The organism is Streptomyces sp. NBC_01508 (assembly GCF_045040315.1).
GTDB lineage: Bacteria > Actinomycetota > Actinomycetes > Streptomycetales > Streptomycetaceae > Streptomyces.
On sequence record NZ_CP109419.1, the window covers coordinates 4,077,620 to 4,092,796 of the forward strand.

The following is a 15,177-nucleotide window of genomic DNA, read 5'->3' on the forward strand; positions in this document are numbered from 1 at the left end:
GTCCGAGGGTGTACGCCGCGTCGCCGCGAGGGCCATTGGCCGACCGGCCAGGACTTGTGGCCGGTCGGCCAAGAGAAGTGCGGGGATGCCCGCTTAGGGTCGGAGGATGACCCATCCGCGCGAGGACAGCCGCCGGCCCGGCCACGTACCACGGTCGCTGCTGCCCGGCGCGCTGCTCTTCCACGGAGAAGACCAACTCGGGCCTCGCGACGGCCCCGTCCGCCGCACCGCCCGCGACTGGACCGTCGACTGTCTCGTCTTCGCCTGGGCCGTGGGCTGCTGGGCCCTGATGCTGACCCAGCTCCCCACCTACCAATACCTCCCGGACTGGCTCGTCGCTCTGGACGCGCCCCTGGGCGCACTCGCCTGCCTCGCCCTTTGGGGCCGCCGCCGCTTCCCGGTCCTCATGGCCCTCGTCCTGGCGCTCGCCGGCGCCATGGCCAACAGCGCCGTCGGCGCCGGCATGGTGATCATCCTCAACCTGGGGCTGCGCGTCCCCTGGCAGCGCTCGCTGCCGGTGCTGGGCATGATGATCGCCACGGCCGTGCCGTACCTACTGATCTACACCGTCCCGCACGAGGGCGGCTGGCTGGCCGCCGGCATCGTCCTCGCCTATTACGTGGCCTTCTTCACCTGGGGCAGCGCGGTCCGGGCCCGCCGGCTGCTGGTGCTGAGGCTGCGCGAGGACGCCGAACGCGAGCGTACGGAACACGCCCGCCGCCTCACCGACACCCGTCGCGCCGAACGCACCGCCATCGCCCGCGAGATGCACGACGTCCTCGCCCACCGCATCTCGCTGCTCTCCGTGCACGCCGGGGCGCTCGCGTACCGCACGCGGCGGGCCGACGCGGGCGTCGGCCCCCAGCTGAGCGGCGCCGAGATCGCGGAGAGCGCGCAGGTCATCCGCGACAACGCGCACCAGGCGCTGGACGAACTGCGCGACGTTCTGTATGTGCTCCGCACCGACAGCATCGACGGCGTCGATACGGAGGGGGATGAGACGGCCCCGCCGCAGCCGAAGATGGCCGACCTCAAATCCCTCGTGGAGGAGGCGCGGGCGGCGGGCCAGCCGGTGGACTTCCGTACGGAGGGCACCGACTCCCCCGCACCACGGCCGCAGCTCCAGCGCACCGCGTACCGCGTGGTCCAGGAGGGCCTGACCAACGCCCGCAAGCACGCGCCCGGTTCGCGCGTGACGGTCAGGGTGTACGCCGGCCCGCCGCGTACCGAAGTGACGGTCGAGGTCGGCAACCCGCTGCCGATCGGCGTCACCGAGTCGGAGATCCCCGGCGCGGGCGCGGGCCTCACCGGCCTGCACGAACGCGTCGAGCTGGACGGTGGCACACTCCAACACGGCTCCGTGGACGGCACGTTCACGCTACGGGCACGGCTGCCGTGGCACTCACCCCCGGCCCCCGGCCCGGCCCCGGCCCCGGCTCCCAAGGAGGACCGATGATCCGCGTACTGCTGGCCGACGACGACGCCCTCGTCCGTGCCGGACTGCGGATGATGCTGCGCGGGGCGGACGGCATCGAGATCGTCGCCGAGGTAGCCGACGGCGCCCAAGTCGCCGCCGCCGTACGGGACACCGCACCCGACGTCGTCCTGATGGACATCCGGATGCCCGTCATGGACGGCATCACGGCGACCCGCGAGCTGACCGCCGCGGGTGCCGCGAGTGACGCGGAGCCCGCCCCCCGGGTGATCGTGCTGACGACCTTCGACTCGGACAGTACGGTGCTGCGCGCCATGCGCGCCGGAGCCGCCGGGTATCTGCTCAAGCACACCGAACCGGAGGAGATCGTCGAGGCGGTCTACCGCGCGGCACGCGGCGAACCGGTCCTCTCCCCCTCGGCGGCCCGCGCCCTGATCGACCACGCGGCGGGCCGCCCCGACGACCGCACGGCCGGCGCGGCGCAGGCGGCGCGCCGGCTCGCGCTGCTCACGGAACGCGAACGGGAGATCGCGGGCGCGGTGGCGGAGGGGCTGTCCAACACCGAGATCAGCGAGCGGCTGTACGTCTCCGTCGGCACGGTGAAGGCGACGATCTCCAGCGCGCTGGCCAAGCTGGGCCTGGACAACCGCCTCCAACTCGCGCTCCTGGCGCACGACGCGCGTGCGTAGGGGCGTGGTAGTCGCCGGGCGGGCTACTGAAACAAGCCCGCCCGGCGATTGAGGGCAAGACACGTAGCCCGCCCGGCGATTGAGGGCGGACAACATCAAACCCCGATGTCGCCGCCGTCCTTGCGCCAGACCGCCACCACCGCAGGGCGGACCATCTTGCCGCGCCCGTCGGGCCACGCGCTCAGCGGGTTGTCGACCGTCGCCCCGTCGATCTCGCCCGGGTGCTGCACCGCCACCAGCACGCGCCGGTCCTGGACGATCGGGCCGCAGGTCTCCGCGCCGTTCGGGACGGTGAGGAACTGCTTCAGCTCACCGCGCCGCTCCCCCTGCGTCGCCACGCCGAACAGCCCGTCGTGGGAGCCGAGTTGCGCGCCGTCCGTGGAGATCCACAGGTTGCCGTGCGCGTCGAAGGCCACGTTGTCCGGGCAGGAGATCTGGCTGACCTTGTCCTTCGGGAAGCCCGCGAAGTACGTCGCCGGGTCCTTCGGGTCGCCCGCGACCAGGAACAGCCGCCAGGCGAAGCCGTCGCCCGCCGCGTCGTCCCAGTTCTCCGCCAACTCCAGGATCTGACCGTGCTTGTTGGCCTTGCGCGGGTTGGCCTCGTCCACGCCCGCCTTGCCCGCGGCGCCTCGGTCGCTGTTGTTGGTCAGCGCGACGTACACCCGGCCGGTGCGTGGCGAGGGCTCGACGTCCTCGGGGCGGTCCATCTTCGTGGCGCCGACCTTGTCACCGGCGAGGCGCGTGAAGACGTACACCTCCTCGGCGGTCATGCCGGGCACGTGCGAGACATCGCCGGTGGCGAGCGGGATCCACACGCCGGAACCGTCGAACTCGCCGTCCTTGGGCAGCTTGCCGCTGCCGTCGATGTCCTCGACGGGGCTGTCACCGGTCAGCTTCGCGACGTACAGCGTGCCCTCGTCCAGCAGCCTGAGGTTGTGCTCGTGGGCGGCGCGGCCGCTGCCCTTCTTCATCGACTTGGACGACACGAACTTGTAGAAGTAGTCGAACTTCTCGTCGTCGCCCATGTAGACGACGGCCCTGCCGTCTGGGGTGAGGCGCGGCTGCGCGGCCTCGTGCTTGAAGCGGCCGAGCGCGGTGCGCTTGCGCGGCGTGAAGCCGGGGTCGTACGGGTCCAGCTCGACGACCCAGCCGAACCGGTGCGCCTCGTTGGGCTCCCGCTTCAGGTCGAAGCGCTTGTCGAACTGCTCCCACTTGCGCTCGGTGGCGGCGGTGCCGATGCCGTAACGCTTGTCGGTGGCGCTCGATCCGTTGGCGAAGTACTGGTTGAAGTTCTCCTCGCCCGACAGGATCGTGCCCCACGGAGTGGTGCCGCCGGCGCAGTTGTTGAGCGTGCCGTAGACCTTCTTGCCCGTACGGTCGGCGGAGGTACGCAGCAGCGCGCCGCCCGCCGCCGGTCCGGTGAGGCGGAATTCGGTCGTGACGGTGATACGGCGGTTCAGCTCGTGCCTCGATACGGCGGTGAGCTTGCCGCTGCGGGGCTGCTCGTCCACCACGACGACCGACAGGCCGTGCGCGGCCCAGGCGATCTCGACCTGCTCGCGGGTGGGGTTGTCGGGGTCGTAGTCCTTGAACATCAGGACTTCGTCGGTGTACTCGTGGTTGGCCACGAGGAGCTGCTTTCCGCGCTCGTTCTTGAGCGGGAGAAGGCTCAGGAAGTCGTTGTTGTAGCCGAACTGGCCGGCCTGTGCCTTGGCGGTCTGCTTGTTGGCGCTGAACTCCGGTGCGCCGCGCAGGATCGGGTCGCCCCAGCGGATGACGAGATTCTGGGTGTAGCCGTCGGGGACGGTCACCTTGTCGGCGGTGTTGGGCGCGACGGGCGCGAAGCGCAGGCCACGAGCACCGTCGGGCTTCTTGCCGCCCTTGCTGTGGGCGTTGTCGCCGTTGTCGCCGGAGAGGGGGGCGGCGGCGGCCGGGGAGTTGCCGGGGCCGGCGACGAAGGCGGTTCCCGCAGCGGCGGCGACGGTCACCACGGCGGCGCCGCGCATGACGGAACGCCGCGAGAGGGCACCGGCTATGACGTCACCGACGTACTCGTTGTCACTGGTGTTGGGCGTCTCGTGGAAACACGCGTCACCACAGCGGTAACGGCAGGTCATGGCGGAACGTCCGCCCGGGTGCGAGTTCAGCAGCGGCAGCGGTTTGCGCACTTTCCCCTCCGATGGGCTTTGCTCGGCGCGCCCTGCGCCGACAATGTGTCGGGATATGTACGGCGGTGACGCTATGCGCGTAGGCACCCGGTTCGGCGGCCTGAGGGTGAACGCGGAATGAATGCGAGTCGACCGGCATCGGCGGGGCTTCGGCCGGGCATCGGCCGGTCGTCGGCGGAACATCGGCGCAACATCGGCGGGACCACATTCCAGGTCGCGGGGCGCCCCTGCCGGGGCAGGCGCCGAGTGGCCGCTAACCTTACGTATCCGCCATGGCCAGGGATGCTGAGTTCTGGTCGGGGCCTGTCCCCGGATCCCCTGTCCCAAGTGCGGATATATGCCGCACCCAACTCATCTGAAAGGCCTCGCCCATGGGCATTCGGAGCTTGCTGCGCAAGGTGTTTGGACGCGAGCGTGCGGAGAGTGACGAGTCGGCGGCCGCGACGGTACCGGCCCAGACCGAACGCACGCATCAGCCAGAGCCGACAACGCCGGCCACGACGACGGCCACGACGGCCACCGCCAAGGTACCCGCACCGGCGAAGGAGCCGTCACCCGTCGCGGACGACGTGACGGCGGAGAAGTCCACAACGAAGACGACGAAGACAGAGAAGGCGGAGAGGACGGAGGCGGAGAAGGCCGAGGATCTGGTCGCCGCCGCCTTCGACAACCCCAGCGTCCCGGCACAGACGAAGCGGGAGGAGCCGAAGACCGCGACGGTCCCGGCCCAGGCCCAGCCCCAGTCCACGCCCGATCCGGAGCCGACGCCCGAGCCGACGCCCGAGCCGATCGCGGAGGTCGTTCCCGAGCCCGAGCCCGAGCCCGTGAAGGCGACGGAGCCGGTGGTCGCGGAGCCCGAGCCCGAGCCGGTGATCGCGGAGGTCGTACCGGAACCGGTCGCCGTACCGGAACCCGTCGCCGAGGTCGTACCGGAGCCGGAACCGGCCCCCACCCCCGAGCCGTTGAAGAGTGAACCGGCAGCCGAACCGGCGACCGCACCGGTGAACAAGCCGACGACCGCACCGGTGACCGGTAAACCCGCGTACTCCGCCGCCCGGGTCAAGACCAGCGCGCCCGGTCTCCTCGACGCGTACAAGGCGGCGGGCGTCGCCCTCAAGGGTCTCGGCCTCGCCGGGGAGCGCGCGACCGTCTACCTCGTGCTCGACCGTTCGGGTTCCATGCGCCCGTACTTCAAGGACGGCAGCGCCCAGCGCCTCGCCGAGCAGGCCCTCGCGCTCTCGGCGCAGCTGGACAAGCGGGCGACCGTGCAGGTCGTCTTCTTCTCGACCGACATCGACGGTACGGGGGAGATCTCCCTCACCTCGTACGAGAGCCGGGTGGACGAACTGCACGCCGGGCTCGGCCACATGGGCCGGACCAACTACCACCGCGCGGTGGAAGAGGTCGTCGCCCTGCACGAGAAGTCGGGCAACACCGGCCCGGCGCTGGTGATCTTCCAGACGGACGGCGCGCCGACGGCCAAGCAGGCGGCGGAGAAGGCGTTCGCGGACGTGGCGGAACTGCCGCTGTTCTGGCAGTTCGTGGCGTTCGGCGAGCACGAGGCGAAGGGTTTCGACTTCGCGCGCAAGCTGGGCGCGGACGAGAAGGCGCCGAACGTGGCGTTCTTCCACGCGGGCCCGGCCCCGAAGGATCTCCCGGACGCGGAGGTCTACGGCAAGCTGCTCGCGGCGCTGCCGGCCTGGTGGTCGGCCCGCGAGTCCTGAACCGCGCGGCTCTCGGGCCGCGCACCGTCCTCACACGCCGGGTGGGTGGCCGCATGTGCGGCCACCCACCCGGCGTGTGACGGTCACGAGGGCTGTGTCGCCTTCTTGAAGATCTCGAACACGGCCAGGTAGTTCTGGCCGCTGTACCCCTCGGCGATCGCCCGCTCGGCGATCTCCTTCATCAGCCGCGGCTGGTCGGAGTGGACGCCCTGCTCCGTACAGGCGCGGACGATGTGCTCCAGCGCGTTCCGGTTCATCTCCATGGTCCCGGCGTCGCCCGGGTAGTTGCCCTTGTCCAGGTCGGGCGCCTGCTCGACGAGGATCGAGTCGACCACCGAGGGCATGAACCAGTTCAGGGCGAGGTCGGCGAACGTCGCCGCCGAGACGTTCGCCGAGCCGACCAGGGCGGTGGAGTGCAGGAAGCCGTTCATGGTCGCGTACATCATGTTGAGCAGCGCCGTGTTGTACAGCACCGCCAAGCTGGGGTCGGAGCCAAGGTGGCGGGCGTCGCCCAGGCTCGCCAGCGTCGCCCGGTGCGTGTCGAAGACGTCCTGCGAACCGCTGTACAGGAAGACGGATTCGGGGTGGCCGACGAGCGGCGGCGGCACCATGATCGCGCCGTCGAGGTATCCGACACCGCGCTCGGCCGCCCACGCGACCGCCGCGTGCGCCTCGTTCGGCGTACCGGAGTTGAGGTTCACCAGCACCCGGCCCGACAGGGCGTCGCCGGCGGAGTCCAAGATCCCGTACATGGCCTCGTAGTCCTTGAGGCACACGATCGTGACAGGGCTCGCGGACACCGCGTCGGCGACGGTCTCGGCACGATGGGCGCCCTTGGCGACGAGGCTGTCGGCCCTCTCCGCGGTGCGGTTCCAGACGGTGGTGGGGTGGCCGTGTTCAAGAAGCGCCTGGGCGAGGGCGAGGCCCATGGGACCGAGGCCGATGACGGTGACGGGTGCGTGCTGCGGGGTTGCTGATCGCTGAACTGATCGCTGGTCTGATCGCTGATTCGTCATGCGCAATAGACTGCTGTCTCACACCGATGTGAGAGTCAACTGAACGTGGTGGTCGTCACATGCGCATGGGGGAGTTTTCCCGGCGGACCGGGGTCAGCCAAAGGCTGTTGCGCTATTACGAGGAGCAGGGGCTGCTCGCACCGTCGCGGCGGCCGAGCGGATACCGCGAGTACGCGGAAGAGGACATGGCCACCGTGCGGGGCATTCGCGTGCTGCTCGGCGCCGGTCTCAACACCGCCACCATCGCCGAACTGCTGCCCTGCATGGTCGACGACGGGCAGATCCTGGCGCCGGGCTGTTCCGGCCTGCTGCCCGACCTGCACCGGGAACGGGAACGCGTCAACGAGGCCGTGGCCGGCCTCCTGGCCGCACGCGACAGGCTGGACGCCATCATCGCCGCCCCGGTGCCGACCACGACCACGACCGACGATCCGGAGACCGGCTTCGCGGGCGGTGCCGCACCGTAGGCGTGCCTCGTGGTCGCCGATCCCGACGCCCTCGCGGAGCGGCGGCCACCTGCTCTGGGGGACTACGTCGGCGACGAACGGCTGCGGCCGACCCACGGCTACGGCCGTCCGGTGTCGTACGAGTCGTATCTCCTGCCCCTGGACCGCATGATCGGCCCGCTGGAGCGGGCCGGACTCGTCGTCACCGCGCGACTGGAGCAGGAGCCCGGCGGGCGGGTGGCCAGACCGCGCGCCTGCCTGCTGGCCCGCAAGCCCGAAAGGCCCTGACGGGGAAGGACCCTGACGGGGAAGGTTCAGAAGTCGTTCTCGGTGAGGGTCTTGTCGATACGGGCGCGGTGCGCCGCCTCCCACTCGTCCAGGGATTCGGCCGCCTCCTTGGCCGGCTTCGCCCGCGCCGCGGAAAGCACCTCGTCGCGGCGGGCGCCCGGCGTCACCACGACACCTTCCTCGTCGGCCACCACGATGTCGCCCGCGTTCACCGCCACCCCGCCGCACCGCACTTGACCGTTGAGCGGCGCGACCGCCGCCTTCGTCCCCGGGATCGGGATGACGCCCCGCGCGAAGACCGGAAAGCCCATCTCGCGTACCTCGGCCAGATCGCGGATCACCCCGTCGAGCACGAACCCCGCGATCCCGCGCCGCTGCGCGACGGCGCAGACGTTCCCGCCGGCCAGCGCGTAGTCCACGTCACCCGCCTGTACGACGACGACCGAGCCCGGCTCCGCGCGGTAGATCGCCGCGTGCGGCATGAGGTTGTCACCGGCCGGGCACCGCACCGTGAACGCCGGCCCGGCGATGCGCGGCGTCGAGGGCCAGAGCGGACGAATGCCGATGTCCATGACCTGTTCGCGGCCCAGAAGGTCCGCGAGCGTGGTCGGGGGGATGTCCTTGAAACCGCTGATGTCGTTCATACGCGTCCTTCGTCCGGGAACCGCGGGTCGGCCAGCACACGCGCGATCAGGTCCGGACGCTTCCCCTCGGCCAGCATGCGCGTGAGGGTGTCGAAGGCTTCCCGTACGACGTGGCAGTCACGGTGCTCGAACCGCACCGGCACATCGTCCCAGCCGTCCCGTACGAGACACAGCCGGTAGGTGCCTTCGGGGTCTCCCGGGGGGTACCAGCCCAGGTCGATGACCCACCGGGTCGGGTCGTCGTATTCGATCCTCCCGGTGGGGCCGACCTGCTCCACCGAGAGGATGTCGTCCGACAGGTACGCGTCGACCTCGGCCGGAGTCGGCGGATCGTCGGCCGGGAACTCCACAAAGATGTTGAACATGACCGCCCAGTGGGACGGAATGCGTAGCGGCATGAGCCTGCGCCCGGGCGGCTTCTCACCAAGATCTATCTGCATGGTCGGCCAGATTACGTGCGCCGGATCGGCGCCGGATCCCTCAGATGGTGGGAGGTGAGGCGGGCGGGGGCGGCGGGGTTGCCGGTGGTGGCGGCGTTGCCGGTGGTGGATTCACCGGCGGAGGGGCCGGGTTGGCCTGCGGGCCGGGATATTGCGGCGGCGGGTACTGCTGCGGCGGGTACGGGTACTGGTACGGCGGCGGCAGATACTGCACGACCGGCGGCGGCACCGGCGGGTCCGGCCGGGACACCACGAGCCGGATGATCGCCGCCAGCATCCCCGGCCCGACCAATATGGCGGTGAACAGGAGCGGAACGTACGCCTCATCGGCCGAATCACTCCAGAATTCCGTCTCGCGATCCTGGCCGTAGAGGTACGCGATCAGCAGAGCGGTCAACGAAATGCCGATGTAGATACCGATCCACAGCCGCCGCGCGGAGGGGTTCCGGACGGGCAACAGGCCCAATATCAGCCACAGGAGCACCAGCGGTAACCCAGCGGTGATGACCATCCAGAACCCCCGATACAAGAAGGGTTTTGACCTTCGCACACCAACTGCCCCTTGTCACCGGGGCGTTCGGCCCCGGCACCCCTACAATCGCCCCCGCCGGCTGTGCTGATTCCGCTCCGCCAGCCGCGCGCTCAGCTCCGCCGAGAGAGTCGTGGGCGACGCGGGCGACGCGGGCGCCACGTAGTCCGGGCACTTCGCGCTGCCGCACTCGCACTTGGGCCACGCGAGCGCGGCGCCCGGCCCGACAGGGCGTTCCGTGTCGTCGTCGCCGTCCAGTTTCCGCACCACCAGCACTCCATCCGTACCGAACTCACGCATCAACCGGGACAGAATCCGCCGCGCCTCGCTGCCGCCGCTCACTCCGCGACCCGCTTCAGTCCTTGTTCAACGCGCCGAAGCAGCTCAGGTGTCACCGATGCGTACACACGGGGGACAGCCTCGGGCACGAGCCGCCAGAAGCCGCCGCTGTGCACGACGGCGTCCAACTCGGCCAGGTCCGCCAGGTCGGCCAGGTCGTGGGCGACGCGGGGCGCTGTTCGAGCGCCCGGTTCGAGTGATTCGAACATGAGGGGGACGCACCTTTCCGTCATTGCGCAATTACGTTCCGTGCATCAAGAATCGGCATGTGAGGCCGCGTCCAAAAGGGCTTGGCCATGGCCCGGTTGCCGTTGGACACAGGGGAGTTGTCATGGGCGGACGGAAGTCGAACGCAGGTCAGAGGCCGTCGGCACGGCAGATGCTCGCGAAGGAACTGGCGCGGCTGCGGGAAGAGTCGGGGAAGTCCTTGGCCACGCTCGGCGAGGAGACGACGTACGACCGCGCGTATCTGCACAAGCTCGAAACGGGCGCGCGGGTGGGGTCACCGGAGGTCATCACGGCGCTGAGCGCGGTGTACGGGGTGGGTGAGCAGTTGTTGATGCTGTGGCAGTTGGCACGGCAGGACGCGTTCGCGGACAAGTACAAGCGGTTCATGCAGTTGGAGGCGAGAGCGACCGTCCGATACACGTACTCGGCAGGTGCCATCCACGGTCTTCTCCAGACCGAGGGGTACGCCCGCGAGGTGTTCGAGGCCACCCGGCCGCGCGACGAGCACGAGATGTCCGAGGAGATCGCGGCGCGGTTGGGGCGACAAGAACTCCTACAACGCGAGAACGCGCCACACTTCCGCGCGATCCTGGACGAGTCCGTACTGCGGCGCAAGGCTCGGGACCCAAAGGAGTGGACGAGGCAACTGGAACACCTGCTGGAGGCAAGCCAGTTGCCAAACGTCACGCTTCAGGTGTTGCCTTTCAATGCGGGACCACACGGCCTGATGGGCACGTCGGTCACGATCCTCTGGCTTCCGGACGGCAAGGCCGTCGCGTACACGGAGCACGCTCACTCGGGGGAGTTGATCGAGGATCCGTCAGAGGTCGAAAAGCTACGCCTGTCCTACGATCTAATCAGGGACTTGGCCCTGTCGCCTCGGGATTCCGTGGCGTTCATCGAGCGACTGATCGAGGAGTACACACCATGCGCCCCCGACCCGACCTGAGCACGGCCCAGTGGCGTAAGTCCAGCTACAGCAACGGCGACGGCGGGGAATGCGTCGAGGTGGCGGACGGCTGCCCCGGCGTCATCCCCGTCCGCGACAGCAAGACCCCCACCGGCCCGGTCCTGCTCCTCACCCCCACCGCCTGGGGCGACTTCGTCGCCTTCGCCAGCGCCCAGGGATGAGTTTCCGGCTCGCGGCTTACGCCGTGGCCATCGTGGGTGGGCGCGTGCTGCTCGCCCGTCACGTATCAGCGACGGGCGAGAGCAACTGGACCCTTCCGGGCGGCGGGGTCGAGCACGGAGAGGACCCGTTCGACGCGGTGATCCGGGAGGTTGCCGAGGAGACCGGCTGCGGCGCGGTGGTTGAACGCCTGCTGGGCGTGGACTCGCGGGTGATCTCCGCGTGCACCGCGCGTACCGGGGTCGAGCATCAGAATGTCGGCGTCTTCTACCGCGTCCGTATCACCGGCGGGCAACCGCGGCCCGAGCCGAACGGCGAGGTCGCCGAGTCCGTCTGGACGCCGATCGCCGATGTCCCCGGCCTGCGCCGGTCATCGCTGGTCGATGTCGGCCTTGAGCTGGCAAGGACCGTACCGGCGACCGGCCACGTCGCTTCGGTCCCGGTCGGCGGCCTGGTCCAGCACTAGAGCCGTACCGAACTCCCCTTCTTCGCCTCCGGATTCAGGGAACGAGGTGGCCCCCGGCGCGGAACAGTTCGTACCACTCGGCCCGGGTGAGCCGGATGTCGGAGCCCTGGGCGGCGCCCGCGACGCGCTCCGGATTGGTGGTACCGAGCACGACCTGCGTCCGAGCGGGGTGGCGCGTGATCCAGGCAGTCGCGATCGCGATGGCGGGGACGTCGTACTGACCGGCGAGGCGGTCGATGACGGCGTTGAGTTCGGGGTAGTCCGGCGAGCCGAGGAAGACGCCCGTGAAGAAACCGGCCTGGAAGGGGGACCACGCCTGGATGGTGATGTCGTTCAGCCGGCAGTAGTCCACGATCCCTCCGCCGTCGAGGCCGGCCGCCTGCTGCTCCGCGAGCATGTTCGCGGCGACGCCCTGAGCGATGATCGGCGCGTGGGTGATCGAGAGCTGAAGCTGGTTGGCCACGATGGGCTGACGCACGTGCTTGCGCAGCAGGTCGATCTGGCGCGGGGTGTGGTTCGAGACGCCGAAGGCGCGCACCTTGCCCGAGGATTCGAGCTCATCGAACGCGCGGGCCACCTCTTCGGGCTCGACAAGCGCGTCGGGGCGGTGCAGGAGCAGGATGTCGATGCGGTCGGTCCGCAGGGCGGCGAGGGAGCCCTCGACCGATTTGACGATGTGCTCGTAGGAGAAGTCGTAGTACGGCCCGTCCGTCACGATTCCCGCTTTGGTCTGGATCGTGATCTTGTCGCGCTGCGACGGGCTCAGCGCCATCGCCTCGGCGAAGCGGCGTTCACAGGCGTGCGGCTCACCGCCGTAGATGTCGGCGTGGTCGACGAAGTCGATGCCCGCGTCGCGAGCGGTGCGGACGAGTTCGCGGATGTCGTCGTCCGTCTTGTCGGCGATACGCATCAGGCCGAGCACGATGTTCGGAGCGAGGATGTCGGTGCCGGGCATGGTGAAGGTCTTCACGAGGGTTTCCATTTCAGAGGTTCTGGTCTGCTCAGCACAGACGGGGGCCGCTCCGCACTTTAGGGTCGGAGCACGACGGGTGGGAGGCCGTGGTGCGGATCCCAGCCCGGCGTGTCTACCGCAGTCTCCGGCCTCTTGGAGTGGACGGAGGGCGTCAACGCACATGGAACTACACGAGATGCAGACGCGGGCGCTGCGGATCCACGATCTCTACGACGAGTTGAACCAGCGCACGCGCGGGCGGGTCTGGACGCGCGAGGAGTTCATGCTCGGCTTCGTCGGAGACGTGGGAGACCTCGCGAAGCTCGTCATGGCGCAGGAGGGCGCCCGCCCCGGCGGCGGGCACGAGGCGCTGGAGCACGAGCTGGCGGACTGCCTGTGGTCCGTCCTGATCCTCGCCCACCGGTACGGCGTCGACCTCGACCACGCCTTCCGGCGGACCATGGACGAACTCGACAGCCGGATCAGCGCCCAACTACCCCGCAGTGAGGGTATCGGAGGGGCCGACGCTCGTTCCTGAGCTTCTCACGTGTTGCTCAGCGGCCCTCCGGAACGCTCTCTCACGATCTCGGCAACCCGTGAAGCCGCCTCCTCCGGAGGGTCGTGCTCCCAGACACGCACGACGATCCACCCCGATTCGCTCAGGGCAAGGTTGGTCGCAGCGTCCCGATCGCGGTTACCTTGGATCTTCTCCTGCCAGAACTCGCTGTGCCGCTTCGCGGGTCGGTGGTGCTCCGGGCAACCGTGCCAGTAGCAACCATCCACGAAGACCGCGACCTTGGCCTTGGGGAATACGACGTCGGCCTTGCGGCGGAGGTCTGGCAGTGGACGTGTGTCAACGCGGTACCGGAGCCCCTTGCGGTGAAGGAGCGAGCGCAGAGCGAGTTCCGGCTTGGTGTCACGGCTCTTGTTGGCTGCCATGACCGCGCGCACGGCGGTGGACGAGGCGGTCGACGAGGGTGGCAGGGGTTCGTCGGCGACGAGTCCGGCGGCGCGTGCCTTGCTCCAGGCCAGTGCCAGGTTCGCCGAGCGTGTTGCGGCGTCCACGTCCCCGGCGTACCTCTCCCTGGTCTCTCCCGAGTCGGACCAGCGCACATAGGCGCGGAGACGCCGGGTCTTGCGGTAGAGCCGCAGAGTGATGGAGGCTCTCGCGAACCGTCCACCATCAAGCAGGACCGCGCGGCGGTATCGTCCGCCGGCGGCCCGGTCCTGCTCGGCTGACTGGGCCGCTCTCGTCGTCCCGGCTCGGGCCTTGTAGGCCCGAGCGGGCGGCATCTCGCCGTTCCAGCCTCGCTGCCGCCCGGAAGCGGCTTCGCTCACTGCTTCTTCCTTGAGTCCTTGGAAGCGTCCACGGATCGGAGCGCGGCTCCCACCGCCTTGGCGAAGGTTTCGGCGAGCTTGACCGGCACGGCGTTCCCGAGCTGGCGCATCTTCTCGCCTCGTGGCCCAGCGAGCTGCCACTTGTCGGGGAAGGTCATCACACGCGCCGTCTCGCGGACAGTCATGTAGCGGACACCGGTCCCGTCGAAGGCGACGTCATCGAGCTGGATCACGGACTCGCCACCCGGTACGCCGTGCACACCGGCCTTGACGGTCTTGGCCGGGCGATCGAGAACGTTCGGGGTGTGCCCGGCGTAGATGCGAGCCCTGGGCCATCCGAAGTGGTCGGAGATCTTTCCGACTTGCTCCTTGTTCTCCACGGCGTCGAGTGGCACGGGGGGGAGGGGAACGCCTTCGTTCTCATCGATGCCGGTGATGGCATCGCGCAGGGTTCGCCACGGAAGGAGCTTCAGCTTCTCCTTGACCTCGGTGTTGTCGAGGTTGAGCGAGGGCAAGTTCGCGATCGTGCGCTTCTTCGCCTCGTCGTCGACCTCTTCGTGTCGGTCCCAGTACTCCCCACCCTCACGCATGGAGTGGATCAGAGACTCCCAGGAGAACTTCCGCTTGGGCTCGAAGTCGTCCCACTTCACGCCGAGGTCGGCGCGGAAGGCGACGATGATGACGCGGTGGCGCACCTGGGGGACGCCGTAGTCAGCCGCGTTGACCTGGTGACGCACGACGTCGTAGCGCTCGGAGGCGGGCACGGCGTCGTTGGCGAGCAGTTTCTCCAGCAGCTCGTTGTGCTCCTCCCACGTGGTGCCCGGCTCGCGCTCGACGAACGGGAGCCGCATCTCGTTGAGGATGTAGAGGAAGTACGGCTCGAAGGACTTGCGGAGCAGGCCCCGGACGTTCTCGCAGATGACGGCCTTCGGTCTCATCTCCTGGATGGCGCGGAACATCTGCGGGAACATGTTCCGCTCGTCCTCGGTGCCCTTGTGGGCGCCGCCCAGGCTGAAGGGCTGGCACGGCGGCCCGCCGGCGAGCACGTCGACCTCACCCTCCAGCTTCTTGAAGTCGTCGACGAGTCCGCGGACGTCCCCGGGCTTGAGCGGCCACTCACCGCCGCCGGGTGTCGGGTTCGTCTGGAGCGTCTTAACCGCCCAGTTGGCGTACTCATTCACCAGCAGCGGACGGAAGCCCGCGTTGTGGACTCCCATGGCGAGGCCACCGCCGCCGGCGAACAGCTCAACGCAGGTTCCCACCTCGGGATGCTTCTCTCGCAGCTCAGACATGGTAAAAGCATACCGCGGAGTTTGCAATAGTGGGAGCACTCCAAGTAAATCCGG

19 protein-coding genes are annotated in these 15,177 nt (G+C 69.3%); 9 read left to right on the forward strand and 10 right to left on the reverse strand.

Annotated elements, in window-relative coordinates:
* The first annotated feature begins 106 nt into the window (after positions 1 to 106).
* Both OG700_RS18770 and OG700_RS18775 read left to right on the forward strand, forming a co-directional pair.
* Positions 107 to 1,456: a histidine kinase gene (locus OG700_RS18770; RefSeq protein WP_405615007.1), complete on the forward strand. Its 1,350-nt coding sequence runs from the start codon at positions 107 to 109 to the stop codon at positions 1,454 to 1,456.
* Positions 1,453 to 2,124, forward strand: coding sequence for a response regulator (locus tag OG700_RS18775; RefSeq protein ID WP_405615009.1), 672 nt, complete (start codon positions 1,453 to 1,455; stop codon positions 2,122 to 2,124). The genes OG700_RS18770 and OG700_RS18775 overlap by 4 nt, the downstream gene beginning before the upstream one ends.
* 95 nt (positions 2,125 to 2,219) lie before the next feature.
* Here the strand turns inward: OG700_RS18775 and OG700_RS18780 are convergent, their stop codons facing one another.
* Entirely contained in the window at positions 2,220 to 4,292 is a 2,073-nt protein-coding gene (locus tag OG700_RS18780) for a PhoX family protein (RefSeq protein WP_405615012.1), read from the reverse strand.
* 371 nt (positions 4,293 to 4,663) lie between these two features.
* Between OG700_RS18780 and OG700_RS18785 the strand changes: the two genes are divergently transcribed.
* Complete coding sequence (locus OG700_RS18785) at positions 4,664 to 6,016, forward strand: VWA domain-containing protein (protein WP_405615014.1); 1,353 nt, start codon at positions 4,664 to 4,666, stop codon at positions 6,014 to 6,016.
* 83 nt (positions 6,017 to 6,099) lie between these two features.
* Here the strand turns inward: OG700_RS18785 and OG700_RS18790 are convergent, their stop codons facing one another.
* Positions 6,100 to 7,032, reverse strand: coding sequence for an NAD(P)-dependent oxidoreductase (locus tag OG700_RS18790; protein ID WP_405615016.1), 933 nt, complete (start codon positions 7,030 to 7,032; stop codon positions 6,100 to 6,102).
* A 59-nt stretch (positions 7,033 to 7,091) separates the two neighbouring features.
* Here OG700_RS18790 and OG700_RS18795 point away from each other — a divergent pair, with 59 nt between their 5' ends.
* A complete protein-coding gene (locus OG700_RS18795) occupies positions 7,092 to 7,499 on the forward strand; it encodes a MerR family transcriptional regulator (RefSeq protein ID WP_405615018.1) in 408 nt (135 codons plus the stop codon).
* A gap of 9 nt (positions 7,500 to 7,508) precedes the next feature.
* Positions 7,509 to 7,766 carry a hypothetical protein gene (locus OG700_RS18800; RefSeq protein WP_405615020.1) on the forward strand — a complete coding sequence of 86 codons (258 nt, stop codon included), beginning with the start codon at positions 7,509 to 7,511 and terminating at the stop codon, positions 7,764 to 7,766.
* 26 nt (positions 7,767 to 7,792) lie between these two features.
* Here OG700_RS18800 and OG700_RS18805 read toward each other — a convergent pair whose 3' ends face one another.
* From OG700_RS18805 to OG700_RS18825, 5 genes are all read right to left on the reverse strand, one after another.
* Positions 7,793 to 8,410, reverse strand: coding sequence for an RraA family protein (locus OG700_RS18805; protein ID WP_405615022.1), 618 nt, complete (start codon positions 8,408 to 8,410; stop codon positions 7,793 to 7,795).
* Positions 8,407 to 8,850, reverse strand: a complete 444-nt coding sequence (locus OG700_RS18810) for a hypothetical protein (RefSeq protein ID WP_405615024.1) — start codon at positions 8,848 to 8,850, stop codon at positions 8,407 to 8,409. Before OG700_RS18810 ends, OG700_RS18805 begins: the two co-directional genes overlap by 4 nt.
* A gap of 40 nt (positions 8,851 to 8,890) precedes the next feature.
* Positions 8,891 to 9,361 carry a hypothetical protein gene (locus OG700_RS18815; RefSeq protein ID WP_405615026.1) on the reverse strand — a complete coding sequence of 157 codons (471 nt, stop codon included), beginning with the start codon at positions 9,359 to 9,361 and terminating at the stop codon, positions 8,891 to 8,893.
* A gap of 81 nt (positions 9,362 to 9,442) precedes the next feature.
* Positions 9,443 to 9,721, reverse strand: a complete 279-nt coding sequence (locus OG700_RS18820; protein ID WP_405615028.1) for a hypothetical protein — start codon at positions 9,719 to 9,721, stop codon at positions 9,443 to 9,445.
* A complete protein-coding gene (locus OG700_RS18825; RefSeq protein ID WP_405615030.1) occupies positions 9,718 to 9,927 on the reverse strand; it encodes a hypothetical protein in 210 nt (69 codons plus the stop codon). Before OG700_RS18825 ends, OG700_RS18820 begins: the two co-directional genes overlap by 4 nt.
* A gap of 122 nt (positions 9,928 to 10,049) precedes the next feature.
* On the opposite strand from OG700_RS18825, the gene OG700_RS18830 reads away from it, so the two are divergent.
* Genes OG700_RS18830 through OG700_RS18840 form a run of 3 tightly spaced genes read left to right on the forward strand, consistent with a single transcriptional unit; the run spans position 10,050 to position 11,541 of the window.
* Positions 10,050 to 10,895 carry a helix-turn-helix domain-containing protein gene (locus OG700_RS18830; RefSeq protein WP_405615032.1) on the forward strand — a complete coding sequence of 282 codons (846 nt, stop codon included), beginning with the start codon at positions 10,050 to 10,052 and terminating at the stop codon, positions 10,893 to 10,895.
* Positions 10,874 to 11,077, forward strand: coding sequence for a DUF397 domain-containing protein (locus OG700_RS18835; RefSeq protein WP_405615034.1), 204 nt, complete (start codon positions 10,874 to 10,876; stop codon positions 11,075 to 11,077). The genes OG700_RS18830 and OG700_RS18835 overlap by 22 nt, the downstream gene beginning before the upstream one ends.
* Positions 11,074 to 11,541: an NUDIX hydrolase gene (locus OG700_RS18840; protein ID WP_405615036.1), complete on the forward strand. Its 468-nt coding sequence runs from the start codon at positions 11,074 to 11,076 to the stop codon at positions 11,539 to 11,541. Before OG700_RS18835 ends, OG700_RS18840 begins: the two co-directional genes overlap by 4 nt.
* A gap of 34 nt (positions 11,542 to 11,575) precedes the next feature.
* On the opposite strand, the gene OG700_RS18845 is transcribed toward OG700_RS18840, so the two are convergent.
* On the reverse strand, positions 11,576 to 12,511 hold the full coding sequence (locus tag OG700_RS18845; RefSeq protein WP_405621805.1) for an aldo/keto reductase family oxidoreductase: 936 nt from the start codon (positions 12,509 to 12,511) through the stop codon (positions 11,576 to 11,578).
* 163 nt (positions 12,512 to 12,674) lie between these two features.
* Here OG700_RS18845 and OG700_RS18850 point away from each other — a divergent pair, with 163 nt between their 5' ends.
* Complete coding sequence (locus tag OG700_RS18850; RefSeq protein ID WP_405615038.1) at positions 12,675 to 13,031, forward strand: MazG nucleotide pyrophosphohydrolase domain-containing protein; 357 nt, start codon at positions 12,675 to 12,677, stop codon at positions 13,029 to 13,031.
* Between the two features lie 5 nt (positions 13,032 to 13,036).
* Here the strand turns inward: OG700_RS18850 and OG700_RS18855 are convergent, their stop codons facing one another.
* Together OG700_RS18855 and OG700_RS18860 are read right to left on the reverse strand one after the other, a co-directional pair.
* Positions 13,037 to 13,831, reverse strand: coding sequence for a very short patch repair endonuclease (locus tag OG700_RS18855; RefSeq protein ID WP_405615040.1), 795 nt, complete (start codon positions 13,829 to 13,831; stop codon positions 13,037 to 13,039).
* A complete protein-coding gene (locus tag OG700_RS18860) occupies positions 13,828 to 15,123 on the reverse strand; it encodes a DNA cytosine methyltransferase (RefSeq protein ID WP_405615042.1) in 1,296 nt (431 codons plus the stop codon). The genes OG700_RS18855 and OG700_RS18860 overlap by 4 nt, the downstream gene beginning before the upstream one ends.
* Between the last annotated feature and the right edge of the window lie 54 nt (positions 15,124 to 15,177).

What these genes read in the sequence shown, in the direction of transcription:
- OG700_RS18770 (WP_405615007.1), top strand. Translation starts at nt 107, where the DNA reads ATGACCCATCCGCGCGAGGACAGCCGCCGGCCCGGCCACGTACCACGG.
- OG700_RS18775 (WP_405615009.1), top strand. Translation starts at nt 1,453, where the DNA reads ATGATCCGCGTACTGCTGGCCGACGACGACGCCCTCGTCCGTGCCGGA.
- OG700_RS18785 (WP_405615014.1), top strand. Translation starts at nt 4,664, where the DNA reads ATGGGCATTCGGAGCTTGCTGCGCAAGGTGTTTGGACGCGAGCGTGCG.
- OG700_RS18790 (WP_405615016.1), bottom strand. Translation starts at nt 7,032, where the DNA reads ATGACGAATCAGCGATCAGACCAGCGATCAGTTCAGCGATCAGCAACC.
- OG700_RS18795 (WP_405615018.1), top strand. Translation starts at nt 7,092, where the DNA reads ATGCGCATGGGGGAGTTTTCCCGGCGGACCGGGGTCAGCCAAAGGCTG.
- OG700_RS18805 (WP_405615022.1), bottom strand. Translation starts at nt 8,410, where the DNA reads ATGAACGACATCAGCGGTTTCAAGGACATCCCCCCGACCACGCTCGCG.
- OG700_RS18810 (WP_405615024.1), bottom strand. Translation starts at nt 8,850, where the DNA reads ATGCAGATAGATCTTGGTGAGAAGCCGCCCGGGCGCAGGCTCATGCCG.
- OG700_RS18815 (WP_405615026.1), bottom strand. Translation starts at nt 9,361, where the DNA reads ATGGTCATCACCGCTGGGTTACCGCTGGTGCTCCTGTGGCTGATATTG.
- OG700_RS18825 (WP_405615030.1), bottom strand. Translation starts at nt 9,927, where the DNA reads ATGTTCGAATCACTCGAACCGGGCGCTCGAACAGCGCCCCGCGTCGCC.
- OG700_RS18830 (WP_405615032.1), top strand. Translation starts at nt 10,050, where the DNA reads ATGGGCGGACGGAAGTCGAACGCAGGTCAGAGGCCGTCGGCACGGCAG.
- OG700_RS18835 (WP_405615034.1), top strand. Translation starts at nt 10,874, where the DNA reads ATGCGCCCCCGACCCGACCTGAGCACGGCCCAGTGGCGTAAGTCCAGC.
- OG700_RS18840 (WP_405615036.1), top strand. Translation starts at nt 11,074, where the DNA reads ATGAGTTTCCGGCTCGCGGCTTACGCCGTGGCCATCGTGGGTGGGCGC.
- OG700_RS18850 (WP_405615038.1), top strand. Translation starts at nt 12,675, where the DNA reads ATGGAACTACACGAGATGCAGACGCGGGCGCTGCGGATCCACGATCTC.
- OG700_RS18860 (WP_405615042.1), bottom strand. Translation starts at nt 15,123, where the DNA reads ATGTCTGAGCTGCGAGAGAAGCATCCCGAGGTGGGAACCTGCGTTGAG.